This window comes from Cedecea davisae DSM 4568 (assembly GCF_000412335.2).
GTDB lineage: Bacteria > Pseudomonadota > Gammaproteobacteria > Enterobacterales > Enterobacteriaceae > Cedecea > Cedecea davisae.
The window spans coordinates 137,916-164,484 of the sequence record NZ_KE161030.1 but is presented as its reverse complement, the minus strand read 5'-3'; the positions used below and the strand labels follow the sequence as shown (position 1 = coordinate 164,484).

Below are 26,569 nucleotides of genomic sequence, written 5' to 3'. Positions count from 1 at the left end.
CCCTCAACCTACAATATTTGAACTTAACTCATCCATTATAAATGAAAAATAAAAAACAGTAAAATGAAGTATGTAAAATTAACAAAAATACATCATTAAAATGAAAAAAAACCTAGAACATTTAGTTATTATAATTGATCATGGCATATATTATGATCCAAAAAATCAAAAGTGAGAAGTAAAGGACTACGTAAAATCAATATTCATCATAACACCTCATTTCACGTATTGCTGAGATACCTCCAGCGCTGTTCTGCGGCAAAAGACTACTTTATTCCTGGACTGAAAAAACCAAATCACACTAGATAAATTGGTGTACTTGCATGCTATTAACAGCACTATCTAGCGAAAAAAGGCGATAAATAAACAGCGTAACGTATTTTTCCAGGTTTTCACCTATGTATTAGTGGAAAAATAGTTGATAAAACTTACGCATGTGCAAAACCGGGTGCGACTAATTGAGTATCGGGATGTAGGGTGGCTAGTTTTTTTTTGTTATCGTTATCAACCTAGCGGCTCAACAAAATTTACCCCAATTCTTTCTCTCTTTATGCATTTATTTTTCAGCTTCGTAGAATCAGACCTAGTTTCAAAGAAATATCCTTTGGCGCACAAATGTGTAACGGTTGATTTCCCTCGCGTATACATCACCACCGTACATATATTTCAGAAAGTGATTCCTGTCGTCGCTTACAAATAAAGACAGCAAAAATTTCGGTTGCCAGAATGTAAGAGCAATCTATTCGACGAGATTAGTAGACGACATAATTAGGTGTTCTGGGATATATAAAATAAAGAAGAATGAATCGGTACAACGCATGTTCATATTAGTAATGCCTTATGGAAAAATCAGATCCTAATAAAACGGTTCACTATGCTAGGACAGCTGTACGCCAGTGCGGACGTTGCATTCTAAGGGATGTGGTATTTATAGGGTAATAATGCATTTACGATTTCAGAACTTTCTCCATAGTGGGAAATACTATGGTTGTAGCGATGAGTGTTCCAGCTTGTACTTCACAGACTGCATCAAGCAAAATATCTTTCAAGGGCATTTACGACTCCTTTCAGCCCTTAATTTTCAAATGGTATCAGGCAATTATGTGCTGCAAATCCTGCAAAAATAACGGTTAACCGACGTAGTGCTAGCATCAATATATATATCTTATATCGTCCGCTTTTTGCATCTTATAACGTACTTAAAAATTGAATAAGCTTAGATGCATAATTGGCTTTTACAGATTTCCCGGACTTTACAGCAGAGGTGTAAGTGGCATAACTGACATTGCCAAACCCGGCCGCTTCACTGATCGAGAATTTCGCCATTGATCATTAACTAATTGTTATAAAAGGAAAAAATAATAGGCGAGGTCCTAAGTAACATATAACGATAGCTATAAACGTAGTCTCAAAAGCAACTCACTCCTCCTCTCTCCCTTAACCCCGTATTTAATCCCTGTATTTTCAATTGATTTTGAACCAGAAACCGCCGGGCCGGGGGGCAATTTTGACCAAAATCAAAGTTGTATATGGTTTGCACGTTAAACGGTGGATATCGTCTTCACTCCTGGATATAAACACGAACGATAATAACTATCATTAACATTTATATGGATGGATAATTATGCCAGGGACACGTAAAGACAGGCTCGCTTTCTCTACCTTACCGCTGTTTGTCGTCACCTCTGTTTCGGCAACGGTAGCGACACCGGCTCACGTGAACGCCCCATCTGAAGAAACGATGATTGTCAGCACCAGCCGCTCGGATCTCAACCTGTGGAACAGCCCGGCAACCATTCAGGTGATTGGCAGCAAGGCGCTGGAAAACTCAACCAGCGTTTCGGTTGCCGACGATCTGCGGGATATTCCCGGCGTGGAAATAACCGATAACGCCCTCGCGGGACGCAAGCAAATACGCATCCGCGGCGAAGCCTCATCGCGCGTGCTAATCCTCATTGACGGCCAGCAGGTGACCTACCAGCGAGCCGGGCAGGACTATGGCGCAGGCTTACTGATTGATGAGTCGGCACTTGAACGCATTGAGGTCGTTAAAGGCCCTTACTCCGTACTCTATGGTTCCCAGGCCATCGGCGGAGTGGTGAATTTCATCACCAAAAAAGGCGGAGACAAGCCGCTGGGCGGGATAGTAAAAGCGACTTACAACTCGTCGACAGCTGGCTGGCAGGAGTCCGCTGCGGCATGGGGAAGTATCGGGCGTTTCGATTATCGAATCAACGGAAGCTATTCAGATCAAGGCAACCGCGACACGCCGGATGGCCGCCTGAACAATACCAACTTCCGCAACAACGGCCAGGGCATCTGGCTGGGCTACAACTTCGATCGTCATAAAATTGGCCTCTCGCTCGATCGCTACCGCCTCTCTACCCAAACCTGGTACAGCGATACCGACAACCAGTTTGATGCCTTCAGCGTCAAGATCCCCGATATGACGCGTGAAAAAATAGGGCTGTTTTACGATTTTGATGCCGACGGCGACTACCTGAAAAAAATCCATCTCGATGCGTATAGCCAGACTATCGCCCGCACGTTTGAAAACGAAGTCGCCACTACGCAGACGATCCCGTCGCCGATGATTAAAGCGCTGACGGTCAGAAACCAGACGCATACCAACGACAAGCAGTACACCCAGGGGGTCACGCTGCAAAGCAACTTCTCGCTACCGGCGAATAATGATCTGGTGATAGGCACACAATATCAACACGATAAGCTTACCCAAACCTCACAGGGCTACACGCGCCAGACGGCAAAAACGGGATTCTTTGATATCGAAACCCGCACCCAATCCCAGGATGAGTCGGAGCAAAGCAACACGTCATTGTTCGCCCAAAATGCCTGGCAATTTGCGGACGACTGGACCTGGACCCTTGGTGCCCGCCAGTACTGGCTGTCGTCAAAACTGGTGAAAAGCCACTCTCAGAAGGTTGAAAATGGCGTAGCAACCAGCAGGATTGCAAACGGCCAGACCACCAGCGATAACCAGTTTGTCACCTCCACCAGCCTGAATTATTCAGGATTTAAAGATATTGAACTGCGTGCAGCCTTTGCTCAGGGCTATGTCTTCCCGACCCTGACGCAGCAGTTTATGCAGACCTCAGCAGGCGGCGGCGTAACTTACGGCAATCCGGGCCTCAACGCCGAACACTCCAATAACTACGAAATGGGCGCCCGCTATAAAGGCAATATGTGGATGATAGACAGCGCCGTCTATTACTCAGAAGCAAAAGACTACATTGCCTCTCTGGCCTGCAACGGGCAGGCAGTCTGCCAGGGCAATACCAGCGGTTCTCGCAGCAATTATCGCTATTACGACAATATAAATCGGGCCAAAACGTATGGCATGGAGCTGAGTGCGGAATACAACGGCTGGGCAGTGTCTCCTTACGTGAGTGGCAATATCTTGCGTCGCCAGTATGAAGGCAGCTCGTTAAAAACATGGAACACCGGCGAGCCAGGCCTCAATGGCCGTGTCGGAGTGAAGCATACGCTGCTGCTCAATGCCTTTAACTTAACGTCGGACGCGTTTATTCGCGTAGCCTCCAGCGCACGAGACAGCACCAGCGATGCCGAAAAACGTTATCCAGGCTGGGCAACGCTAAACCTGGCATTCAACGCGGAATTTGGTTCGAACGACCAGTATCAAGTTAACCTTGCGCTAAATAACCTGACAAATAAACGCTATCAGACCGCTCAGGAAGCGATCCCGGCGGCAGGCTTTAATGCGGCAGCCGGCTTTGGGTGGAAGTTCTGATGAGCAAAAACATCGCTGCCCTGCTGTTAGCGCTTGCCGTTTCGGTTTCTGCCGGCGCCAGCGAACGACTGGTTGTCGCCGGGGGGTCACTAACCGAGCTGATCTTCGCCCTGGGTGCAGGCCAGCATGTCGTCGGCGTGGACGAAACAACCGCCTGGCCGCCGGAAAGCGAAAAATTGCCGCATATCGGAACATGGATGCAGTTAAGCAGCGAATCTATCCTCTCGTTGCGCCCCACCACGTTTATTACCTGGCAGGATGCGAAGCCGCAAATCGTCTTTGAGCAGCTCCGAAAGCTGAAGCTAAATGTTCTGACTCTTCCGCGTATTCCGGCCACGGTTGACCAGATGTACGCCAACATTCAGACACTTGCCAATGCCCTGGCGCGCCCTCAGCAGGGCGAGGCATTGATCGCTAATCTACAGAACCGGCTTGATGCCATTGCAAAAAGTAGCGCGCAAAAAAGTCACCCCGTAAGAGCCATGTTCATTCTCTCCGCCGGAGGCAGCCTTCCCCAAGTGGCGGGTGCAGGCAGCGTCGCGGATACCATCCTGAAGATGGCGGGCGCCAATAATATTGCCCGGCATCGCCAATACCAGAGCTACAGCACCGAAGCGATGATCGCCGCGAACCCGGACGTGATTGTGGCTACCACTCAAATGACGCAAGGCGACCCCAACGCGCTGAAAGCCATCCCCGGGATCACGCTCACCTCCGCCTGGAAAAATAAGCGCATAGTCATTATCGACCAGGCGTTGATTTTAGGGATGGGGCCGCGAATCGCAGAAGCCGTGGAACAGCTGCATCACCAGTTTTGGCCGGAGCCCAGCCAGAACGGTGAGTTATTTTTTGAAAATATGAGCGATGTTAATAATGAAACCTGAACTGGATCTCAAATCCCACTTCGCATTGCCCGGCGGCCAGCCTTTTAAAGATCGTCACGCCACCATGCCGTGGCGCGGTGCAATGCCCATAGCCAAAGAACAGCTTGAGCAGGCCTGGCAGAACGTTATCAATACTCCCGCGCCCGCAGGAAAACGGCTGGTATACCTGCATATCCCCTTCTGCGCAACGCACTGTACTTTCTGCGGTTTTTATCAGAACCGTTACGAAGAAGATCATTGTGCCCGCTACACGGATGCCCTGCTGCGAGAAATAGAACTGGAGGCCAGCAGCCCCCTGCATCAGTCCGCGCCGATCCACGCAATCTATTTTGGTGGCGGTACGCCTTCCGCTCTGTCAGCCAAAGATCTGGCCCGCATTATCACCGCCCTACGCCGCAGCCTGCCGCTTGCCCCTGACTGCGAAATTACCATTGAAGGCCGGGTGCTGAACTTTGACGATGAGCGGATAGATGCCTGCCTGGACGCAGGGGCCAACCGCTTTTCTATTGGCATTCAGTCGTTTAATAGCAAAATACGTAAAAAAATGGCACGCACGTCAGACGGCCCAACCGCCAGGCGTTTTATGGAAAACCTCTGCAAGCGCGATCGCGCCGCGGTAGTTTGCGATCTGCTGTTTGGCCTGCCGGGGCAGGATCAAAAACTGTGGGCAGAGGATCTGGCTATTGCGGGAGACATCGGCCTCGACGGCGTCGATCTCTATGCTCTCAACCTGCTGCCTCAAACGCCGCTTGGCAAAGCGGTGGAGAACGGCCGGGTTGCGCTTCCCTCACCTTCTGAACGCCGCGACCTCTATCTTCAGGGCTGCGAATTTATGGATGATGCGGGCTGGCGCTGCATCAGCAACAGCCACTGGGCACGCACCACGCGCGAACGGAATCTCTACAACCTGTTGATCAAACAGGGTGCGGACTGCCTGGCATTTGGCTCCGGTGCAGGTGGCTCGGTAAACGGCTACTCGTGGATGGTCGAACGCAATCTGGAAGCCTGGCACGCCTCCGTTGCCGCTGGCAAAAAACCACTCATGATGATGACCCACACAACGGACCCGGGCTATCGCTGGCGGCACCGGCTACAGTCCGGCATCGAAACCGCCCGCGTGCCGCTTGATGAACTGACCGCTCACGCCGGCGAGCTTCAGCCGCTGTTAACCCAATGGCACGCGGCGGGCTTAACGCGCGACAGCTCCACCTGCCTGCGCCTGACGGACGAAGGCCGCTTCTGGGCCAGCAATATTTTTCAGTCTCTGCAAATACTGCTCCCCGCGCTCAATACGCCTGAAAATATGGACCAAAAACCTCAAGGAGTTACCCAATGAATCCCGTTTCTCTCGAAGAATATTTAAAAACGCAGCCGGACGGCACCCTGGAATCCATCGCCGCCCAATACAGCACCACGCTGCTGGATGTAGTCAAGCAGTTGCCTCCGCTGGCTCTGGTGGGCGGCGAATATTTTGATACCGTTTGGGATGCGGTGGGCGAATGGGGCAGCGTCACCACGCTGGTTCACACCGCAGATGTTATTCTTGAATTCTCCGGAGAGCTTCCTTCTGGCTTCCACCGCCACGGTTACTTTAACCTTCGCGGGAAGAAAGGCATGACGGGGCATATCAAAGCGGAAAACTGCACCCACATCGCGCTGGTCGAACGCCAGTTCATGGGGATGGACACCGCTTCGATTCTGTTCTTCAATCAGGCGCAGAGCGCGATGCTGAAAATATTTATTGGCCGCGACGAACATCGCCAGTTGTTAACCAGCCAGCTTGCAGCCTTCCGCATGCTGGCTCAAAAACTAAAGGAAAGTACTGCATGACGCCGTGGTTAATTTTTGGAGCAGGTGGAAAAGGGGTTGGGGCTTTAACCGCGATGCTGGCGCTTAGCGAAGGGCGCAGAGTCATTGCACTCGTGCGCAATGAAGAAGCCGCGCAAAACTTGCGTAATGCCGGAGCTGAAGTTGTCGTCGGCGACGCCTGCGATGAAGCGCGCGTGGAAGAGGCATGCCGCCTGGCGGGAACGGAAGCCACAGTGATTTCAACCATGGGCGGCTCGCAGGATTATCTTGCTCACCGCACGGTTATCGACTGCGCCGAAAAAGCGGGTATTTCGCGTATGGTGCTGGTCACCTCGCTTGGCTGCGGTGAAAGCTGGCCCTGGTTATCCGATCGCGCAAAAGCAGCATTTGGCCAGGCCGTACGGGAAAAATCCCTCGCAGAAAGCTGGCTGCAAACCAGCACGCTGGACTTCGCCATTCTGCGCCCCGGCGGCCTGCTTCATGGTGAACCAACGGGCAAAGCCATTCGCAGCCAGCACACCGAAATCCACGGCCTTGTTATGCGTGCAGATGTTGCCGCCCACGCCGCGGAACTGGCTCGTTCACCCAGCCTTAACGGTCAGGTTTACGGTCTTGTTGAACCGGGGTTAAAACCCGCCTGATACAGCGCCGGGCTTTCGCTTTTCTGGCTGTATTGCCCGGCCTGCTCTTCCCTCCTGCTACACTTCCAGGTAATTATCGAAGGATAACTAACCTGAGAAGAAGGCAGAAAACCACATGTCCGAACACAACTATCAGCCACCAAAAGTCTGGACCTGGAACAAGACCGACGCCGGTCAGTTCTCCAGCATCAACCGCCCTGTTTCCGGCCCGACCCACGAAAAAACGCTGCCGGTAGGCAAGCACCCGCTGCAACTCTACTCGCTCGGCACGCCAAACGGCCAGAAGGTCACTATCCTGCTGGAAGAGCTGCTGGCGCTGGGCGTTAGCGGCGCAGAATACGACGCACACCTGATCCGCATCGGCGAAGGCGACCAGTTCTCCAGCGGCTTTGTGGAAGTGAACCCAAACTCAAAAATCCCGGCGCTGTTTGACCACTCGGTCACGCCGCCGCTGCGCGTCTTTGAGTCCGGCAACATCCTGCTTTACCTCGCAGATAAATTCGGCCACTTCCTGCCGAAAGATATCGCAGGGCGCACCGAAGCGCTGAACTGGCTGTTCTGGCTGCAAGGCTCCGCTCCGTACCTGGGCGGCGGTTTCGGCCACTTCTACCACTATGCACCGGTAAAAATTGAATACGCCATCAACCGCTTTGCGATGGAAGCCAAGCGCCAGCTGGACGTGCTCGACAAGCAGCTCGAAAAACACCGCTTTATCGCCGGAGATGAATACAGCATCGCCGACATTGCCATCTTTACCTGGTATGGTTCGCTGGCGAAGGGTGGCCTGTACGAATCCGCCGAATTCCTCGACGTGGCGTCTTACAAGCACTTTGGCCGCTGGGCCGATGAAGTCGCCAACCGCCCTGCGGTAAAACGTGGCCGCGTGGTTAACCGCACCTGGGGCGATGTTCAACTGGCCGAGCGCCATGACGCTTCTGATTTTGACACCTTAGGTTTATAAGCCCCTCCTCCAGCCCTCTTCCCGAAAGGGAGAGGGTATTTTTCCCGCAGCACCCGCTTACTCAAATCACACAAATGATAATTATTTGCATTTAGTTATAGCAACAGCTATGTTTTATAGCATGTGCTATAAACGCTGAATCAATAATCACTCGTGAGGGAAGACGATGCCCGGGAAATTGAGACTTACACAGATAATACTGGCGGCCGGCACGGCGCTGATGATGCTTTCTGGCTCCGCGCTGGCGCAGGCAAAATTTAAAGCGGTGACCACGTTTACCATTATTGCCGACATGGCAAAAAACGTCGCCGGAGACGCCGCCGAGGTCGAGTCGATAACCAAGCCGGGCGCTGAAATCCACGAATACCAGCCCACGCCGGGAGATATTCGCCGGGCGCAGGGCGCGCAGTTGATCCTGACTAACGGCCTCAACCTTGAGCTGTGGTTTGAGAAGTTTTACCAGCACCTGAAAGGCGTTCCCGAAGTTGTGGTAACCACCGGCATCCAGCCAACCGGCATTACCGAAGGGCCTTATAACGGTAAACCTAACCCGCACGCGTGGATGTCGCCGCAAAATGCGCTGATCTACGTCGATAATATCCGCGATGCCTTCGTCAAATACGACCCGGATAATGCCGCGGTGTATACACGCAATGCAGAGATTTATAAGCAGAAAATCAAACAAACTATCGAACCGCTGCGCGCAGAGCTGGCAAAAATTCCCGCCGACAAGCGCTGGCTGGTGACCAGCGAAGGCGCATTCTCTTATCTGGCCCGCGACTTTGACCTGAAAGAGCTTTACCTCTGGCCCATCAACGCCGACCAGCAGGGCACGCCGCAGCAGGTGCGCAAAGTCATCGACAGCATTCGCAAATACCACATTCCGGCAATTTTCAGCGAAAGCACCATCTCAGATAAGCCCGCTCGCCAGGCAGCAAGAGAGTCGGGCGCTCAATACGGCGGAGTGCTGTATGTCGACTCTCTGAGCGCCGCAGATGGCCCGGTACCGACCTATATTGACCTGCTTCGCGTGACCACCAGCACCATCGTCAATGGCATTAATGAAGGGCTAAAAAAATGAGTCGCCGGGCAGGAATTGTCGTCCAGGACGCCAGCGTCACCTACCGTAACGGCCACACGGCGCTGAGGGCGGCGAGCTTTGAAATTCCGACCGGCACCATTGCCGCGCTGGTCGGGGTTAATGGCTCCGGGAAGTCCACGCTGTTTAAAGCGATTATGGGGTTCGTGCGCCTCGCCAGCGGCAGCATCTCGATACTGAGTCTGCCCACTCGCCAGGCGCTGCGAAATAACCTCGTTGCCTATGTACCTCAGTCCGAGGACGTTGACTGGACATTCCCTGTGCTGGTTGAGGACGTTGTAATGATGGGCCGCTTCGGCCATATGGGGATGCTGCGTATTCCCGGCAAAACAGACAAGCTGGCGGTAGAAAACGCGCTGGCTCGGGTCGGGATGAGCGAGTTCCGTAAACGCCAGATAGGCGAGCTTTCCGGCGGCCAGAAAAAACGCGTATTCCTGGCACGCGCCATCGCCCAGGACGGCCAGGTAATTCTGCTCGATGAGCCGTTCACCGGCGTGGACGTGAAAACCGAAGAGCAAATCATCAGCCTGCTGCGCGAACTGCGTGATGAAGGCCGCACCATGCTGGTCTCCACCCATAATCTCGGCGCGGTAACCGACTATTGCGACTATACCGTGCTGGTTAAAGGCACCGTGCTGGCCTGCGGCCCAACGGCAGAAACCTTTACTCAGGAAAATCTTGAACTGGCATTCAGCGGCGTGCTGCGCCACGTCACGCTGACCGGGAAAGAAACCAGCGTGGTAACCGACGACGAGCGGCCATTTATCCGCGGCGCGGCGCTAAAAGGGGAGCCGTAATGTCAGTTCTGCTTGAGCCGTTCAGCTATGGCTACATGTTCAACGCCATCTGGGTTTCGGCGCTGGTTGGCGGCGTCTGCGCTTTTCTCTCCTGCTACCTGATGTTGAAAGGCTGGTCGCTTATCGGCGATGCCCTTTCCCACTCCATCGTTCCGGGCGTGGCCGGGGCCTACATGCTGGGCCTGCCGTTTTCTATCGGCGCGTTTTTCTCCGGCGGCCTGGCGGCAGGCACCATGTTGTTTTTGAACCAGCGCACGCACCTGCGGGAAGACACCATCATCGGCCTTATCTTCTCGTCGTTCTTCGGCCTCGGGCTGTTTATGGTGTCGCTCAACCCCACTTCGGTAAATATTCAGACCATTGTGCTGGGGAATATTCTCGCCATTGCCCCGTCCGACATCGTGCAGCTGGCGATTATCGGTTTCGTCTCGCTGGCTATTCTGCTGCTGAAATGGAAAGACCTGATGGTCACCTTCTTCGACGAGAACCACGCGCGCTCCATAGGCCTTAACCCGCTGTGGCTGAAGGGCTTGTTCTTTACTCTGCTCTCGGCAACAACCGTAGCCGCGCTGCAAACCGTTGGCGCATTCCTGGTGATTTGCATGGTGGTCACGCCCGGCGCGACGGCTTACCTGCTGACCGACCGCTTTCCTAAGCTGCTGGTGATTTCCGTCACGCTGGGAACCCTGACCAGCGCCTTCGGCACCTGGATAAGCTACTTCCTTGACGGCGCAACGGGGGGCATTATCGTGGTTCTGCAAACCCTGCTGTTCCTGCTGACCTTCGTGTTCGCCCCTAAACACGGCCTGCTGGCTAACCGCCGCCGCGCGCGCCTGAGCCTGGAGCAAACGCCATGAGCCTGTTAGACACCCTGCTTTCTCCTTTTGAATTCGGCTTTATGATCAATGCCCTGGTGATGACCACGCTGGTCGCTATCCCGTGTGCGCTGCTCTCCTGCTTCCTGGTGCTCAAAGGGTGGGCACTGATGGGCGACGCCATGAGCCACGCGGTGTTCCCCGGCGTGGTTATCGCCTGGATGGTGGGCCTGCCGCTCGGCGTCGGGGCGTTTGTTGCCGGGCTGTTTTGCGCCTTTGCCACCGGCTATTTGCAGGATAACAGCCGCATCAAACGCGATACGGTTATGGGCATCGTCTTCTCCGGCATGTTCGGCGCGGGGCTGGTGCTCTACGTCTACCTCAAGCCGGACATCCACCTCGACCATATTCTGTTCGGCGATATGCTCGGCGTAAGCTACAGCGATATCCTGCAAACCGGCGCCATTGTGCTGCTTACCGCGCTGGTTGTAGCCCTGAAATGGCGAGACCTGCTGCTGCACGCCTTCGATCCTATCCAGGCCCAGGTTTCCGGCCTCAACGTCAAGCTGCTCAACTATGGCCTGCTGTGCCTGGTTTCGCTGACAATTGTTGCGGCGCTGAAAGCCGTGGGGATAATTCTCGCTATTTCGCTGCTTATCGCGCCCGGCGCTATTGCTTCGCTGCTGACGCGCACTTTCCTGTCGATGATGCTGGTCGCCGTGACGCTGGCTATCGTGATTTCTTTCGCCGGTGTTTATCTCTCGTTCTTTATCGACAGTGCGCCCGCCCCTACCATCGTAGTGCTCTCCGCGCTGGTATTTATCGCCGCTTTTATTCGGGCCACCATGAAACAGCGGCGGATGGAGGCCATCACGCAGCAACCCTGACGGCACTTTTATGGTACAAAGTATCTTCTCTCTTTTCGCCAGTATCAAGGTTGCGCCATGAGCTACACCATCGACATCATTTCCTGCATCACCGACCGTTTTGTCGAACTGACGGCCACCGAAAAGCGCATCGCCCAGTTTATTCTGGACGATGTGCAGTCCGCCGCGACGCTGCCGATTGCCGAGCTCGCCCGCCTGACGGAAACCAGCCAGGCCTCGATAACCCGCTTTGCCCGCGCCATTGGCTGTAAAGACGTGCGCGAGCTGAAGGTAAAACTGGCTCAGTCGCTGGCGGTCGGGCAGCGTTTTATACTCGACGTGCCGGATCTCGAAGGCGTACAGGGAATTTATGAAACCATCATCAACGTGCTGGAGATTAACCGCCGGGTGCTTGACCCTCAGTCGCTGAAAAAAGCGGTGGCGTATCTTAGCGATGCCCGCCAAATACTGGCGCTGGGGATGGGCGGGGGCTCAACGATTTGCGCCCAGGAGTTACAGTTTCGCCTGTTCCGTCTTGGCCTGCCGGTCGTCAGCCAGAGCGACGGACTGCTGGTCAGAATGATGGCAGCTTCGGTGTCATCTAACGACGTGGTGGTGGCGTTATCGCTGGGCGGCTACACGCCGGAAGTGGTGGAAAGCGCCGCGATTGCCCGCCAGTATGGCGCTAAGGTCATCGCGATTACGCCGCAGGAAACCCCGCTGGCGCAGCAGGCAGATATCGTGCTGCCGCTGGTTGTCAGAGAAAACGACTACATCTTTAAGCCCAGCACCTCGCGCTATGCGATGCTGGCGATGGTTGATGTGCTGGCCACCGAACTGGCGATGGCCAACAAAAGCCAGGCTAAAGACCGGCTGCGCCGCATCAAGCTGGCGCTGGACAGCCATCGCGGCGGCGTGGATCGCCAGCCGCTTGGGGATTAGAACCTTAGCCCCGGTCAGCCCGGTAGCAGGTCACATCCACTTCAACTTTACAGTCCACCACCAGGTCCGCTACGCAGCAAACGCGGGCCGGCGGGTGGCCGCCAAAGAAGTCGCGAAACACCTTATTAAATGACTGAAAATAGCGGGCATCGGTCAGGTAAACCTTCACATGTACCACGTCAGCCAGGGTGTAGCCCGCTTCGGTCATGATATCCACGCAGTTCTGAATCGCCAGCTGTGACTGTTCGACAATACCGCCTTCAACCACTTCTCCGTCTTTCATCGGCGTCTGGCCTGAAACATATAGCCAGCCTGCCGCTTCAACGGCTTTTGCAAACGGCAGGCTCTGCCCGCCAGTTCCGGTACTGCCGCCAACGCCATAACGTTTAATGCTCATCATTGCTCCTTGTTCATGAATTATGCCTGCCGACGCAGGAACCTTCCCGCGCGGCCAGTTACCTGTTGCCCGGCGCCATAGCTCATCACGCCGTTAACCATGACGGCTTCAATACCTGCCGCAGGCTGCTTCGGATGACTAAAGCTCGCCACATCACGGACCGTAGCCGGGTCAAACAAAACCAGATCCGCATAATAACCGCGCTTCACCAGCCCGCGCTCGGGCAGTTGAAAACGCGCCGCCGACATGCCCGTCATCTTATGGACTGCTTCGGTGAGCGGGAACAATTTCTCATCGCGGCTGTAGTGCCCGAGCACCCGCGGGAACGCGCCCCACAGGCGAGGATGCGGCATCGGGTCGTTGGGCAGCCCGTCGGAGCCAACCATCGTTACCGGGTATCTCAGCACGCGACGCACGTCTTGTTCGTCCATGTTGTAATAAATTGCTCCGGCGGGCATCAGTAATTTTCCCACTTCGTGAAGCGACATCGACCAGCTCTGCGCAATCTGCTTCAGGGTCTGCCCCGCCACTTCAGGGTGAGGCCCGGACCAGGTAATGATGATGTCGAACTCGTCGGTTATCTGTTTCATATCCAGCGTCGAAGAACTCGCCGAATACGGGTAGCAGTCACAGGAAACATCCTGCTGCTGGCGTACCTTATCGAACAGCTTCAGGGTCTCAACCGTGCGCCCCCAGTTTTTTGCTCCGGCACATTTGTGGTGCGACACCACCACCGGCACGTTGCCGTGGCGGCCAATACGGAAGGCCTCATCCAGCGCATCAAGGATAGGTTCGAACTCAGAACGCAGGTGAGTGGTGTAAATACCCTTTTCTGCCGCCAATTCTTCCACCAGCGCCATCACTTCTTCAGTAGAGGACTGAAACGCACTGGCGTACGCCAGGCCGGTGCTAAGCCCCAAAGCGCCCTGCTGCAAGGCCAGCTTTAACTGCTTGCGCATGGCGCTGATTTCATCCGCCGAAGCCGTGCGGAACAGGTCATCCATCTGGTTGTTACGCAATGCGGTATGGCCGACGAGCGTGCCAACGTTGATTGCCGGGCGCGCCTGCTCAACCGCGTGGGAGTAAGCCTCAACGGTCGGGTAAATAAACTGCTCCGCTTCACCGAGCAGGTTCATCGGGTCCGGGACCTGCGTTTTGATAGTCGCTCCAGCCGCGCTGATACCGCAGTTGCCGACAATCACCGTGGTCACGCCCTGGCTAATTTTGGGCAGATATTCAGGGAAACGAATAACGTTGATGTCGTCATGTGTGTGAACGTCAATAAAGCCGGGAGCCAGCACGCGCCCGCCGCCGTCAATTTCACATTCGGCTTCGCCGGTAATGGACGGGGCAATATCGACAATACGGTCGCCCAATATCGCAACGTCGGCGCGATATTCCGCCCCGCCCGAGCCGTCAATAACGGTGACATTCCTGAAGAGATAATCAAACTTCATCTGCGCCTCACGCCAATAATAATCTGCGTGCAAGTTAACCATTTACAAGCCGGAAAAACAGTGAAAAACTAAACAAAACACCGACAAATCAATGATACTTTTATTCATTTATCAATGGTAAAAATTAAAAACAATATATTTAACAACATATTAAAATTGATACTTAATCTGAAAGAAAGAATAACCCCGGAGGAAGTGCGTTATGAAATACCAGGAAATTAACCTTGTACCCCATAAGTCAGCCCTCATTAACCCCCCCGCCAATATCCTGAATGAAGACGTCTGCCTGCCCGCAGCCGTCATCAAAAAATCAGCCCTGAAAAGCAATATCCGCTGGATGCAAAGCTATGCGGATGCACGCGGCGTTTCGCTCGCCCCACACGGTAAAACCACCATGACGCCGTGGATTTTCCAGCAGCAGCAAAAAGCCGGAGCCTGGGCAATTGGCGTCGGCAGCGCCTGGCAGGCGAGCATTGCCATGGTTAGCGGCATCCACCGCGTTCTGATGGTGAACCAGCTGGTTGGCAAAGCGAATATGGCGTTGATTTCACAGCTGAAGAAGAAGTACCCCGACGTTGACTACCTGTGCTGTGTGGACAGCGAGGCTAACGCCCGCGCGCTGTCGGCCTTCTTTAGCCAGCAGGGACAAACGCTGGACGTACTGATTGAGCTTGGCGTTCCCGGCGGCCGCTGTGGCTGCCGTAGCCCGGAACAAGCTTTGGCCCTGGCCGGGCAATTAGCCGATCTGCCGGGTCTGCGCCTGCGGGGCCTCGAGATGTACGAAGGCGTGCTGCACGGCGAAAATCCTCAGCCGAAAATCGAAGCACTGCTGCGTGATGCCGCCGCGCTGGCCTGTAATCTGGAACGCTATGTAGAAGGTGAATTCCTGCTAACCGGCGCAGGCTCGGTCTGGTATGACGTTGTGTGCAACATCTGGCTGGCCGCAGAAAAACCGGCCAACTGCCGCATCGCAATTCGCCCTGGCTGCTACATCACCCACGACGCCGGTATTTATCAGGAAGCGCAGGAACAGTTAATGGCTCGGGACCAGGTTGCCTGCGATCTCGGCGGGGACTTAACTTCAGCTCTGGAACTGGTAGCGATGGTGCAGTCGGTTCCGGAAAGCGACCGTGCGATTGTGAACTTTGGCAAGCGAGACAGCGCCTTCGATGCCGGCCTGCCGCAGCCTGTCGCCCATTACCGCGAGGGCAAAGCGCTGGCCTCCCCGGCAGAAACAATCGAAACAACCGGCATTATGGATCAGCACGCGATGCTGAAACTTAAGCCGGGGGTGGATGTGCAGGTTGGCGATATTCTGGTGTTCAGCACCTCCCACCCTTGCCTGACGTTTGATAAATGGAAGGCGCTGCTGCTGGTAGACGACGAGTATAACGTGCTGGATGAGCTGGAGACGGCATTCTAATTTTTACCCTCACCCTAACCCTCTCCCTGAAGGGAGAGGGGATAAAAAAACCATGCTGTCCTGAACTCCCACTCTGGGGAGAGAAGATGAAAGAGCACTCAGTCCTGAGGGGAGAGGGGCAGCAGCAAATTTACTTCGCTTCGGCCAGCGCCTTAGCCTTCTCCTCTTCCTGCTGCTGAAGCTCGGTCTCCAGCATCTTCTTCTCGTAAACCTTAAAGAACGGGTAGTAGATGGCCAGCGAGATAAAGAAGCAGATAAACACCAGCCCGCAGGCGATGAGGTTCCAGTTAGTGGTTATTAATGCCCCCAGCGGAGCCGGGACGGTAAACGGTGGTTTCACCATCATGCGCGGAATTAACCCGCTGATAGTAAACAGATACACCACCACGGTATTCACCATCGGCGCGAGGATAAACGGGATAGCAAGGATCGGGTTCATCACAATCGGCGCGCCGAAAATCATCGGCTCGTTGATGTTAAACAGGCCGGGAATAAACGACAGTTTTCCCAGCTGTTTCAGGTAAATCACCCGCGAACGAATAAACAACACCACCAGCGCCAGCGTTGAGCCGGTGCCGCCCATTTGCGCATACCACTGGAAGAACTGCTCGGTAAAGATGTTCGGCAAGTCGTAAGCGCTAACGCCGGACTGGAACAACTCCATATTCTGGACAATCGCCTGATCCCACAGCGGACGGATCAGCGGCCCCATCACCGCGTGGCCGTGGATCCCCAGCACCCAGAACACATCAATAAACAGCTGAGTTACGATGCCGCCAAACAGGTTTGTGCCGGTCATAAAGCCCTTCAGCGGCATGATGATGTAGCTGATGATGGCGTTAATATCGACATTCAGAAAATGGCGGGGTATCCAGAAAATCAGCACCACGGCAAGCGTCGGGAACAGCGCTGAGAACGAGCTGGCAACCACCGGCGGTACGCCAGCGGGCATTTTGATTTCTATATTGCGTACTTTAATAAAGCGATAGATCTCAATCGCAATCAGAGAAGAAATGATCGCCCCAAACAGCCCCTGTGAGCTAAGGGAAGTGATAGGAATATAGCGCCCGGCAACGGCCTCCCCGGCGACCGTCACGCCTTGTTTAATATTCACCGGCACAATCATCAGCAGGGTCGCCAGCATCGCCAGCAGGCCGCTGGTAATATCGTTCAGCTTGTAGCTCTTACCGAGGAAAGATCCGATGGTAAAGGCCGCGTACAGCGACATCAGCCCAACCGTGAAACGGAACGGCACATCCAGCATATCGCGCCACGGCGCGATAAAGTCCATGTAGCCCTTGATTGGGATATTCAGCAAAATAACGAAGAAAGATCCGACGATGGTTAGCGGCAAAATAGAGATAAGCCCGTTGCGGATCGCCTGCATATGCCGCTGGTTGCCGATAGCGTTAGCCACCGGCATCAGCTTTTCGGCCAGCCTGTCAAAGCTAGACATGGTCAGCCCCCTCAAACCCATTATTCTCAATGACACCGCGGAACCAGCGCCCGGATTTTTTCAGCGAACGCTGCTGCGTTGCCAGCTCGAGACGGTAGAAACCATAGCGATTTTTATAAGCGTTCTGCCAGGACCAGCAGTCGATAAAGGTCCACATCTGATACCCGAGGCAATGGCTCCCGTCCGCGATGGCGCGGTGCAGCCAGCTCAGGTGCTCCTGCAGAAACTCAATCCGGTAATCGTCCTGTACTTCGCCGTCCACCATAAACTGCTCTTCGTCCATAATGCCGATGCCGTTTTCAGAGACAAACCACGGCAGGTTGCCGTAACGTTCTTTTACCAGCATCGCAATGTCGTAGAGCGCCGGAGGATAAATCTCTATGCCGCGCGAGGTATTCATGCGCCGCCCCGGCATCACGTATTCTTCAAAGAAACGCTCTGGCACAAAGCCGTGCGGTTCCTCAAGCAGCGTTTCACGCGCTTTAACTCGCCGCGGGCGATAGTAATTAATCCCCAATAGATCGACGCGCGTTGCGGCAATAAGCTCGCAGTCGCCCGGCAGGAACTCCAGCATCAAATCATGCTCTTTCAGCAGGGCAATCAGTTCGTCCGGGTAGCGCCCGAGCAGCATCGGCTCGTTTATGCTGCGCGTATAGAACAGGTCGGCCATCTCCGCCGCATGCCGGTCTTCCTCGCTATCGCTGCGCGGGTAAACCGGGATCACGTCCATAATGATGCCTATCTGGCCATCAAGATTTTGTTCTCGCCAGGCGGCAACCGCTTTGCAGTGAGCCATAACGATATGGTGCAGCACCTGAGTCGCCCGGCGGAAATCGGTGACATAGGGATAATGGCGGGGATGCAGATAGCCCGCTTCCGCAGGTATAAGCGGCTCGTTGAAGGTAAACCAGTAGCGCACGCGGTCGCCAAACAGCCGATAACAAATACCGGCATAACGGGCAAAAGCATCCACCACTTCGCGGTTTTCAAAGCCGCCCTTTTCCTGCAAGGCCATCGGCATATCGAAATGGTAGAGGTTGATAAACGGTTCGATCCCCTGACGGGTAAGCTCGTTAATCACATCGTTATAAAACTGTACCGCCTGCGGGTTTACTTCTCCGTCGCCGTCCGGGATCAGGCGTGACCACGAAATCGAGGTGCGGAACGAGTTAAGGCCGATATTTTTCGCCAGCTGGATATCTTCCTTCCAGCGCTGATAAAACGTTGAAGTATCGTCGGAGGTCACGCCGTTATAAAAGCGCTCATTAAACTGGTGCGAGGCGTGATCCCAGATGTTATCGCCCTTGCCGTCACCCTCGACCCGGCCCTCAGACTGCGTGGCGCTGGTCGCGGTGCCCCACCAGAAATTTTCAGGAAATCGGTAATCCATCAGACCTCCCGTTATGCGCTTTTCAGCAGCGAAATCGCATGGTCGAGCACTTTGTCGCCCTGCATCGCGCCGTACTGCATCATATCGATGGCGGCAACCGGCACGCCGTGAGGCGCAGCAGCGGCGCTCAGGCTTTGCAGCTGGAATTTGACCTGCGGCCCCAGCAGGATGACGTCCGCCTCGCCGACTATCTGCTCAAAGTCCGAAACAGGCACGGCGGTTATTTCCACCTCAATATCGCGACTGCTCGCAGACTGCTTCATTCTTTCCACTAACATGCTGGTAGACATACCGGCGGCACAGCATAAGAAGATTTTTTTCATCACTTTTCCCTCAGAGAATCAACGCGGTGTCCGCAACACGCGGCAAAATATATTCTGGGTAGTGGCTAAAAAAGCCACAAGAGAGGGGCAACACAGATTCGTTTTTAACGGCTGGTACTTTTGGCGGGAATGTGTGATTTAAAGAGAATTGTATTTAATAAACAAAGAAATAAGGCTGTTACTTTTCAGCTTTTACGCGCCCACCAGGCCACTTTTATTGGCAAGAATGGCGGTGTCGTCACAGATAGAAAACCGCACGACGCGTTTCTCTCGATATGTTTAAAAAAATTGAAAATATGTACATATCGCCAAAACATGTCGATGCCATCGACATATTTCGATGACATGTTTAAAAAATGGGGAAAAATGTACATGTTGCCTTGATGTGTCGATGCCAGAGGGATGATGTTTAGCTTTTACCATCAGTCTTTTTTCTTGCTGGTATTGCTGTATCTCAGTTTTGATGGCTGCGGTAATAAACTGCCCTGTGCTTTTACTCCTCCATGTTTTCAATCCATCAATGTCCCTCTCCCCAGCGGGAAAGGGACAGGGTGAGGGGTTATAAATTCCCCACGCCGCCATCGACCAGCAAATCCGTGCCCACCACAAAGGCCGACTCATCGGAAGCCAGGAATACCGCCGCTTTCGCCAGTTCCAGCGCGGTGCCCAGGCGGCCAATCGGCACCAGAGCGCGGATCTCGTCTCTCAGGGCATCTGCTCCCAGGCCGTTTCCTAACTTGCCCAGAGCGGGCGTTTCGGTCGGGCCGGGGCTAAGCCCGTTAACGCGGATGCCTCGCGGATGCAGCTCCCCTGAGAGCGTACGCGCCAGGGAGAGAAGACCCGCTTTACTCGCCGCATAAGCATTGGTTTGCGGCAGGCCAATACGGGCGCTAACCGAGCCACAAACAATCACCGACGAAGGGTTGGCAAGCTGCGCAAGAAGCGCCTGAAGCAGGAAAAACGGGCCTTTGAGATTGGTATTCATCAGCCGGTCATAGGCGTCTTCGTCCCACTCTTCCAGAGGATGATGGGTCACATCTCCGGCGTTGATATACAGCACGTCAATCTGCGGCCAAAGCTGCTTTAGCTCGTCGGCCACCTTCTGCTGCCCGGCAACATCGCCAGCGTCGCTTTTGATGATATGCACATTGCCCAGCAGCGCTTTGGCATCGGCCAGGCCCCGCTCGCTGCGCCCGGTTATCGCCACCGTTGCGCCTTCGGCAATAAACTGCCGCGCCGTCTCAAGGCCAATGCCGCTGGTACCGCCGGTAATTAAAGCGTATTTGCCGTTTAGTCTGCCCATCATCTTCACCTCTTTAATCATTGGTGAAGCCATTATTTCCGCTATAGTATCCTTTGGGTAGTAGGCACCAAATGGATACTAAAGCACCAAGTTGAGCGCATTAACGCGCGACGGGAGTGAGCATGACAAAAAATATTTCGCCCCTGCCTCAGGCAGGCAGCAGTTGCCCGATGGTGAGCTTCGTGAATCTCGTTTCGGGGAAATGGGCAATCCCGATCCTTTATCGCCTGATCGTGATAGACGAGGCGGTGCGCTTTAGCGACTTACAGCGAGCGGTTCACCCCATCACCCAGAAAGAGCTGACGCGCCAGCTGCGCCAGTTTGAAGCACGGGGATTAGTAGTCAGGCAGGTCTTCGCCGAAGTCCCGCCGCGCGTGGAATACCAGATTACGGCGCTGGGAAAATCTCTGCGCCCTACGCTCGATTCACTTGCCGAATGGATGACGGAAAACGCCGGGGAAATGGAACAATCTCGTCCCTGAGAATGTGAAATGAACTAGCCGAACACTTCGTCGACCAGCGCGCTGGCAAGGCGCATAGCCGAGCAGATACGCGGCATACCCAGCGCCACGCCCTGCCAGCTTTGCGTGATGGAATAACTCACCGGCTGCCGCTGCGTATCGCACCCATCGCCGAGCCAGATTAGAGCGTCTTTATGCTCCAGCAGGCCCGGTGAAGTGGGGGCTGCCAGCCAGTCATGATAATAATGGCGGGTACGTGCCGAGGCGTTAACATCCTCGGCAAGACGGCCAATCGCCAGGCTGCGCAGGTGCTCAATCAGCTCTTCTTTCTGCGGCAAACTTCCGTGGCTCACGGCATCGCCGAAGGTTCCCCAGCGCAGTTCTTCAAGCGCAACGTAGCAGCGTGCGGCCGGGGAGAACGAGAAATAATGCCCGCTGCGCCAGCGGGTAAATATCTGCTCGCAGTGAACCTTACCCTGGCGCACCAGATCCGTTTGCCGGAATTCCGCTTCCATTTTGCTTAGCTGCAAAGAAAGCTGCTGGCGTAAAGCCAGCAGTCGCTCACGCGCCGCAGCAGAATGATGGGCCGTGCGGGCAGAAACCGGCTCCAGCTGCCCAATCCTCTCGCTAATTTGGCTGTTGGCGAGATAGCTCTTTGCCCGATCGGCGGTCAATACTCCGAGCCTTGCCAGCGAGGCCTCCAGCTCATCCTGCGGCGGCATGCCCGCCAGCCCGGAGCGCAGGCGCTCGCCGCCCATGAACAGCTCCGTAAGCTGCTGATAAAAATCTTTGCTTTGCTGGCTTTGCCACGGCTGCCGCGCCACATCAATACTCAGTGCAAAATCGACGGCAAATTTTTCGCTAATACATCCGAGGGTTCTTACCGGCCCTTCCATTAATAGACTGCTCATTATTGCTCCGCCGTGAAAAGCGTCTGGATATCGTCCCGCAGCAGGCGGGTATCCTCGTGAATATAGCGAGCCGTTCTGACGCTTTGTTCGAGCTGGCTCTGCAGGGAAATCAGCACCGTATCATTCTGCTGCCTCGCCGCAAGACTTTGCTGCAAATTGCTGCGAATAGCATCCAGTGCCTGGGAAAAGTCGGCAAAAAAGGTCGCCATACCGGCGGTTACGGAAATGTCGATTTGCGCCGTAATCGCCTGGTTAATTTGCGCCAGAATGGTTGAAACGTGAGCGTGAAGCTTCTGCTGAAGCCGGGTCAGATCGATAACATAGCGGCTGTGGGTGGCAGCATAATCTTCCCAGCCCCAGTCCACTCCGTTCAGCCAGCGAGCAAGCACGCCACGCATCCCACTTTGCGGCTGCATTTCCGACATCAGCACTTCCTGATGGTCGATAACATTGCTAAAAGCCTGCCGGGCATCAAAGCTGAGCTGGTTGGCATTAAACGCAGGAAGGCTTATTTGCGCACGGAATCCCGCCACCGAAAGCCCGTCGCTCACCCGCTGCTCTACAGGTTTCAGGGCTTCCCGCAACGTATGGCACAAGCCCGCCTCCAGGTTGCTGAGCAGGGTGCTAAGTTCCCCGGTTAAGGTCTCCTGGGCGGCCAGCAAAATACTCTCGCTGGAGGCGCGAACTTTATGCAACAGCAGGCGAGCAGAGCTTTCATCCTCGCCCATTAACTTTTCGCTACCCGGCGCAAAATCCGCGTTACGGGTAAGCGACAGTGAATAAAACGGGTGCAGCCTTCCCTCCCCGATCCGCCCGGTCTGGAAGTATTCATCCAGATCGGCATGGATCTGGGTTTCAAAGCGCTGCACGAACGACGCGATGCTGGCGAGCGCCCCGGATACCTGCCCCTGAATCACCAGGCTTACCGACTGCTGCGTGCTTTGCAGCAGCTGCATATCCTCTTCAAGCTGCCGAATGTTCTCATGCAGGCTATCGTTGGTTACCTGCAATCCCTGGCAACGGAAGTTCAGATAGCTTTCTGCTCCGTCGGCGTAATCAAGCAGCTTGTGGCATGCGGCGCGCAATGTATACAGCGAGGCATTGGCATGCGCGGCATGCAAAATAGTTTCTATTGGCGACTCAAACATAGAGTCTTCCCACAGCAGATCGGCCGCATGGCGAAGGTGTTCTATATCGGCTAAATCCGCGCTGCGCCAGCGTCGGCCCAGCGCCGCTTCGGCAAAGTCCTGTACCCAGCGCTGCTGTTCCGGGTCCGGCAGGCGGCCATGGGTAGCCAGTTCGTAACGAGCGCGATTGGCAAGATAGCCCCACATACTGGAAACCGGAAATACTCTGTCCGGGTCGATGCTGCCCTTCATCAGCGTCCCGGCAATCATCGCCTTGACCTGAGTTTCATCGTCGCTATTTCTGTCTTTTTGATCGAATTTATTCACCAGAGCGTACAGCGGCACCGACTTGCTGACGCCCAGCACCGCCTGGCGTACCTCTTCATCAGAGATGGACTTCAACTGGGTGTAATCCATTACCGCCAGTACAGCAGAGGCCTGCGCCAGCTGCTCCCTGAGCATTTTTTGCAAATGCGGCTGCCCGGCTTCGTTTGGCCCCGGCGTGTCCAGCAGGGTCAGCTGCCCGTGGCCATTCTTCAGCCCGGCCAGATGCACAAATTCCACCTCGATAACCGGCACATGCTCAATCGCGGCGTAAGCTTTAAACGGGAACGCAACGTCCAGCACCCGGGAAAGCCGCACCAGATCGTTCAGGCTTTTCAGGCAGTGAAAAATCGGCTGAGCGCCAAGATAGTGGCGTTCAAATCCGGTGCCGTTGGCAATACGGGCGATTAGCGCATCCATATCACGGTCTATTTCCAGCTTGCCCGCCAGCATTTCGCGGTCGGTCGTCAGCAGCTTTTCCTGTAGTTCCGCCATCAGGCTTTCAATCGGCTTAACGTGCGGAAAATGCAGCACCGGTTCGCGCTGGCCCGGCGTATGGCGAATCAGCGTTGGCAGCGCGGTCATCGGCCGATTACGGTTGGGCAATACCTCGGTACCAACGATGGCATTAATGGTGGTCGACTTCCCTGCCTTCATGGTGCCCACAATAGCCAGCACCATTTCATGCTGGGTTATTTTGCGCCTTTCGTTTTGCAGCATATCTTTCTGTAATTCGATACCGCGTGGGCTAAACTTCAATGGATGTACGCTGGCCACAGGGTTCGCCACAGAGTTGTTTTTTTCATTCTGTAAAGCCAGCGGAGCGACTTTGAGCGCGTTAAGATTTTGCAGCGCTAATTGCAATAGCCGCTCGGCTTCCTGACTCAATTCAAAAACAGTTTGTGTGTGCATAAAAAATGTTTCCTTAACTCAAATTACCCGGTTTATCTCTGCCAAACTTTTTTTGTAATCCTGGCAATACCGGTTTTTATAATTACGTGAGGAAAATAATTTATTAATTAACATTACACCATGCCGCGATCCTGGCTTTTAAGTCACTTTGCCAGACCTGCGGAGAAATAATGGTGAGATGCGGTATCCAATACTGCACCAGCGGAAACAATTGCTCGGGCGAAGCAATATGGCTTGCAAGAAGCAACTCTCCGTTATCGAGTTCCCTGATGGTCTTTTGAAACGGTAATAACTTGCGTTGTTTGAAATGTTCGGCTGCCTGAGCCGAAACTTGTAACAATACTTCAGTTTTTACCCTTTCGCCCCCAGGGTCATCCTGGTTATCAATTAATGGATAAAAAATAGCTTTTCGCTGAGGACTATTTTCATATTCATACCCTACAACCAATAAATCTGGAATAGCCCGCAGAGTAATAAAGTGATTATGGCTTTTTATGTCGTACCACGGATAAAACGCAGCAAGCCCTACGCGCTTGGTAATGCGTAACAGGTCGTTTACGTTAAACTGTCCTTTTAAATGCGAAGAGAGACGCTTTTTCCCCTCGCCGACGTCCTCCAGAATAGCACCAAGCCGGTTCAAATCACGATACGCAGTTCGCATATCTACATCAAAACGCTGGCGGATAATATCAGCGGAAAGGGTTTCCCCCTGATAAAGACTTAAGACGATTTCGGCCAGTCGATCTGCAACTTTTACTTTTGCGCCTTTCATTCTCATCGGTTCCTGCCTCTGTATCGGTACATCCATAGGCCCAACCATACCCCTGTCAAGTGACAGGAGGTGTCAGCGCAATACGCTTTTTTTTATTTTTTCAAACAGGTATAGCGCAGCAGCCCACGCTGGCATAGCGGCCCGTAGCTGAATGAAACTAAGTTAAATTAGCCTTATTTAACGGCAATTAAAGCCCGAACTTTAAGTTAAATTTGGCGCTTATTTTCTTGAATGACATGATTTTTGCGTATTAACAGCAGGATGGTGGCTCAGCGGGCCTGAAAGGGTCGCAATAATCCCTGCAAATGTAGGGTTTTGATGTATAATCCCGGCACTTTTTCGCGATTCAGTACGCTTTCGTCGTCAAATCGCTATTTATCATTAATTTATCTTACCTTGAGGATCAGATAATGCAGCTCCCTCATTGCCCGAAGTGCAATTCCGAATACACCTATGAAGACAACAGTATGCTTATCTGCCCGGAGTGCGCTCATGAGTGGAACCCGAACGCCGCTGGCGAAGAGAGCGACCAGCTGGTGGTTAAAGATGCCAACGGCAATCTGCTGGCCGATGGCGACAGCGTCACGGTAGTCAAAGATCTGAAGGTCAAAGGCAGCTCTTCGATGTTGAAAATTGGCACCAAAGTGAAGAACATCCGCCTGGTAGAAGGCGATCACAACATTGATTGTAAAATTGACGGTTTTGGCCCGATGAAGCTGAAATCCGAGTTTGTGAAGAAGAATTAATTTCTGCACCGCAGGCAGCGTTTTGCTGCCTGCCCCCGCCTGGCTTACCTTTCCCGCACCACCTACACTTCTTCTGTACTCTCAACGCAGAGGATTTAGCGATGTCTTTAGCACCCTACATCTCATTAGAAGGCCGCTGTAACGAGGCTATTGCCTTCTACCAGCAGGCCCTGAACGCCGAATTGACGTTCAAAATCACCTTTGGAGAAATGCCCAAAGAAGCGGGTAACCCGGAAGAGTGCAGCGGCGCGGCCGAGTATTCAGCCGACAGTATCATGCACGCCAATTTACGGATTGCCGGCAACGAATTGATGATGAGCGACGGTAATATGGGCGGCGAAAAGTCCCGCCACAGCGGCTATGCGTTGTGCCTGGCCACGCATGATGTTGATGAAGGAAAGCGCTGGTTCGAGAATCTGGCCGTGGGCGGCAAGGTAACAATGCCGTGGAGCGAAACCTTCTGGGCGAAGGGCTACGGCTCGCTGACGGATAAGTTCGGCATTCCGTGGATGGTCAATGTCGAAAGAGAAAGATAGTTTATTCTGTTATTCATCTCAGGCCCGAAACTCCGGGCCTTTTCTTTCTCTTCAGGATTAAAAAACCAGGCAAATCAACAGCCATTATTTATTCATTTTTTTGATGTTAATTTATTTATTCCTTTCTTGCACATTTATTCCGCAACAATGAAAAGGTGCCAGGATGATTCTCAACCTGCACATTTTTATTAGCGTATTAAGCAGAGGAATTATTATTTAAGTGATAGTGAAATTTATTTAATGAAAGCACTACGATTCGCCAGGATATAGAATATATCATGCAAGAAATGCTCTATTTATTATTCCATCATTCCATTTTTTCCCTCCATTCTCCGGTGATTCAGATAACTGATTGATTACTCAAGCCCGCGGCGGCTGACTTTAACTCTTCATCGGACAGAAACTAATCGTTAACAAAACCGTCACTTTCCCCCTGCACCATAAGGCA

Annotated in this window: 24 protein-coding genes; 15 read left to right on the top strand and 9 right to left on the bottom strand. The window is 53.7% G+C overall.

Features of this window, described 5'->3' with window-relative positions; genetic code table 11:
* The first annotated feature begins 1,624 nt into the window (after window positions 1–1,624).
* The 11 genes from HMPREF0201_RS00760 to HMPREF0201_RS00710 all read left to right on the top strand — a co-directional run bounded on the left by HMPREF0201_RS00760 (window position 1,625) and on the right by HMPREF0201_RS00710 (window position 12,583).
* Window positions 1,625–3,769 carry a TonB-dependent receptor plug domain-containing protein gene (locus HMPREF0201_RS00760; RefSeq protein WP_039897822.1) on the top strand — a complete coding sequence of 715 codons (2,145 nt, stop codon included), beginning with the start codon at window positions 1,625–1,627 and terminating at the stop codon, window positions 3,767–3,769.
* Window positions 3,769–4,653, top strand: coding sequence for a heme/hemin ABC transporter substrate-binding protein (locus HMPREF0201_RS00755; protein WP_016517523.1), 885 nt, complete (start codon window positions 3,769–3,771; stop codon window positions 4,651–4,653). Before HMPREF0201_RS00760 ends, HMPREF0201_RS00755 begins: the two co-directional genes overlap by 1 nt.
* On the top strand, window positions 4,643–5,989 hold the full coding sequence (gene hutW / locus HMPREF0201_RS00750) for a heme anaerobic degradation radical SAM methyltransferase ChuW/HutW (RefSeq protein WP_016517522.1): 1,347 nt from the start codon (window positions 4,643–4,645) through the stop codon (window positions 5,987–5,989). Before HMPREF0201_RS00755 ends, hutW begins: the two co-directional genes overlap by 11 nt.
* Window positions 5,986–6,483: a heme utilization cystosolic carrier protein HutX gene (hutX, locus tag HMPREF0201_RS00745; RefSeq protein ID WP_016517521.1), complete on the top strand. Its 498-nt coding sequence runs from the start codon at window positions 5,986–5,988 to the stop codon at window positions 6,481–6,483. The genes hutW and hutX overlap by 4 nt, the downstream gene beginning before the upstream one ends.
* Window positions 6,480–7,103 carry an SDR family oxidoreductase gene (locus tag HMPREF0201_RS00740; protein ID WP_016517520.1) on the top strand — a complete coding sequence of 208 codons (624 nt, stop codon included), beginning with the start codon at window positions 6,480–6,482 and terminating at the stop codon, window positions 7,101–7,103. Before hutX ends, HMPREF0201_RS00740 begins: the two co-directional genes overlap by 4 nt.
* 115 nt (window positions 7,104–7,218) lie before the next feature.
* Window positions 7,219–8,064 (top strand): glutathione-dependent disulfide-bond oxidoreductase, encoded by an 846-nt coding sequence (gene yghU, locus HMPREF0201_RS00735; protein ID WP_016517519.1) that lies wholly within the window; start codon window positions 7,219–7,221, stop codon window positions 8,062–8,064.
* A gap of 166 nt (window positions 8,065–8,230) precedes the next feature.
* The gene (locus HMPREF0201_RS00730; RefSeq protein WP_016517518.1) at window positions 8,231–9,145 is read left to right on the top strand and encodes a metal ABC transporter substrate-binding protein; all 915 of its coding nucleotides are present in this window, start codon (window positions 8,231–8,233) and stop codon (window positions 9,143–9,145) included.
* Complete coding sequence (locus tag HMPREF0201_RS00725; RefSeq protein ID WP_016517517.1) at window positions 9,142–9,960, top strand: manganese/iron ABC transporter ATP-binding protein; 819 nt, start codon at window positions 9,142–9,144, stop codon at window positions 9,958–9,960. The genes HMPREF0201_RS00730 and HMPREF0201_RS00725 overlap by 4 nt, the downstream gene beginning before the upstream one ends.
* On the top strand, window positions 9,960–10,817 hold the full coding sequence (gene sitC, locus HMPREF0201_RS00720; protein ID WP_016517516.1) for an iron/manganese ABC transporter permease subunit SitC: 858 nt from the start codon (window positions 9,960–9,962) through the stop codon (window positions 10,815–10,817). The genes HMPREF0201_RS00725 and sitC overlap by 1 nt, the downstream gene beginning before the upstream one ends.
* Window positions 10,814–11,662 (top strand): metal ABC transporter permease, encoded by an 849-nt coding sequence (locus HMPREF0201_RS00715; protein ID WP_016517515.1) that lies wholly within the window; start codon window positions 10,814–10,816, stop codon window positions 11,660–11,662. Before sitC ends, HMPREF0201_RS00715 begins: the two co-directional genes overlap by 4 nt.
* A gap of 57 nt (window positions 11,663–11,719) precedes the next feature.
* Complete coding sequence (locus HMPREF0201_RS00710) at window positions 11,720–12,583, top strand: MurR/RpiR family transcriptional regulator (protein WP_016517514.1); 864 nt, start codon at window positions 11,720–11,722, stop codon at window positions 12,581–12,583.
* A gap of 4 nt (window positions 12,584–12,587) precedes the next feature.
* Here the strand turns inward: HMPREF0201_RS00710 and HMPREF0201_RS00705 are convergent, their stop codons facing one another.
* The gene (locus HMPREF0201_RS00705) at window positions 12,588–12,980 is read right to left on the bottom strand and encodes a RidA family protein (protein ID WP_039897821.1); all 393 of its coding nucleotides are present in this window, start codon (window positions 12,978–12,980) and stop codon (window positions 12,588–12,590) included.
* A 20-nt stretch (window positions 12,981–13,000) separates the two neighbouring features.
* Complete coding sequence (locus HMPREF0201_RS00700; RefSeq protein ID WP_039899075.1) at window positions 13,001–14,437, bottom strand: N-acyl-D-amino-acid deacylase family protein; 1,437 nt, start codon at window positions 14,435–14,437, stop codon at window positions 13,001–13,003.
* 202 nt (window positions 14,438–14,639) lie between these two features.
* On the opposite strand from HMPREF0201_RS00700, the gene HMPREF0201_RS00695 reads away from it, so the two are divergent.
* Complete coding sequence (locus tag HMPREF0201_RS00695) at window positions 14,640–15,860, top strand: amino acid deaminase (RefSeq protein ID WP_016517511.1); 1,221 nt, start codon at window positions 14,640–14,642, stop codon at window positions 15,858–15,860.
* Window positions 15,861–15,990: 130 nt separating this feature from the next.
* Here the strand turns inward: HMPREF0201_RS00695 and HMPREF0201_RS00690 are convergent, their stop codons facing one another.
* From HMPREF0201_RS00690 to HMPREF0201_RS00670, 4 genes are all read right to left on the bottom strand, one after another.
* Window positions 15,991–17,316 (bottom strand): PTS sugar transporter subunit IIC, encoded by a 1,326-nt coding sequence (locus HMPREF0201_RS00690; RefSeq protein WP_039897820.1) that lies wholly within the window; start codon window positions 17,314–17,316, stop codon window positions 15,991–15,993.
* A complete protein-coding gene (locus HMPREF0201_RS00685) occupies window positions 17,309–18,706 on the bottom strand; it encodes a glycoside hydrolase family 1 protein (protein ID WP_016517509.1) in 1,398 nt (465 codons plus the stop codon). Before HMPREF0201_RS00685 ends, HMPREF0201_RS00690 begins: the two co-directional genes overlap by 8 nt.
* Window positions 18,707–18,717: 11 nt before the next feature.
* Entirely contained in the window at window positions 18,718–19,029 is a 312-nt protein-coding gene (locus tag HMPREF0201_RS00680) for a PTS sugar transporter subunit IIB (protein ID WP_039897817.1), read from the bottom strand.
* A 559-nt stretch (window positions 19,030–19,588) separates the two neighbouring features.
* Window positions 19,589–20,332 carry an SDR family oxidoreductase gene (locus tag HMPREF0201_RS00670; protein WP_039899074.1) on the bottom strand — a complete coding sequence of 248 codons (744 nt, stop codon included), beginning with the start codon at window positions 20,330–20,332 and terminating at the stop codon, window positions 19,589–19,591.
* Between the two features lie 122 nt (window positions 20,333–20,454).
* On the opposite strand from HMPREF0201_RS00670, the gene HMPREF0201_RS00665 reads away from it, so the two are divergent.
* Window positions 20,455–20,814, top strand: a complete 360-nt coding sequence (locus HMPREF0201_RS00665) for a winged helix-turn-helix transcriptional regulator (protein ID WP_072145784.1) — start codon at window positions 20,455–20,457, stop codon at window positions 20,812–20,814.
* Between the two features lie 14 nt (window positions 20,815–20,828).
* On the opposite strand, the gene HMPREF0201_RS00660 is transcribed toward HMPREF0201_RS00665, so the two are convergent.
* From HMPREF0201_RS00660 to HMPREF0201_RS00650, 3 genes are all read right to left on the bottom strand, one after another.
* The gene (locus HMPREF0201_RS00660; RefSeq protein ID WP_016517503.1) at window positions 20,829–21,704 is read right to left on the bottom strand and encodes a diguanylate cyclase regulator RdcB family protein; all 876 of its coding nucleotides are present in this window, start codon (window positions 21,702–21,704) and stop codon (window positions 20,829–20,831) included.
* The gene (crfC, locus tag HMPREF0201_RS00655; RefSeq protein WP_016517502.1) at window positions 21,704–24,067 is read right to left on the bottom strand and encodes a clamp-binding protein CrfC; all 2,364 of its coding nucleotides are present in this window, start codon (window positions 24,065–24,067) and stop codon (window positions 21,704–21,706) included. The genes HMPREF0201_RS00660 and crfC overlap by 1 nt, the downstream gene beginning before the upstream one ends.
* 103 nt (window positions 24,068–24,170) lie before the next feature.
* On the bottom strand, window positions 24,171–24,839 hold the full coding sequence (locus tag HMPREF0201_RS00650) for a WYL domain-containing protein (RefSeq protein ID WP_115586368.1): 669 nt from the start codon (window positions 24,837–24,839) through the stop codon (window positions 24,171–24,173).
* 410 nt (window positions 24,840–25,249) lie between these two features.
* On the opposite strand from HMPREF0201_RS00650, the gene HMPREF0201_RS00645 reads away from it, so the two are divergent.
* Both HMPREF0201_RS00645 and yjdN read left to right on the top strand, forming a co-directional pair.
* Complete coding sequence (locus HMPREF0201_RS00645) at window positions 25,250–25,585, top strand: zinc ribbon domain-containing protein YjdM (protein ID WP_016517500.1); 336 nt, start codon at window positions 25,250–25,252, stop codon at window positions 25,583–25,585.
* Between the two features lie 101 nt (window positions 25,586–25,686).
* Window positions 25,687–26,121 carry a VOC family metalloprotein YjdN gene (gene yjdN, locus HMPREF0201_RS00640; RefSeq protein WP_016517499.1) on the top strand — a complete coding sequence of 145 codons (435 nt, stop codon included), beginning with the start codon at window positions 25,687–25,689 and terminating at the stop codon, window positions 26,119–26,121.
* Window positions 26,122–26,569: the final 448 nt, after the last annotated feature.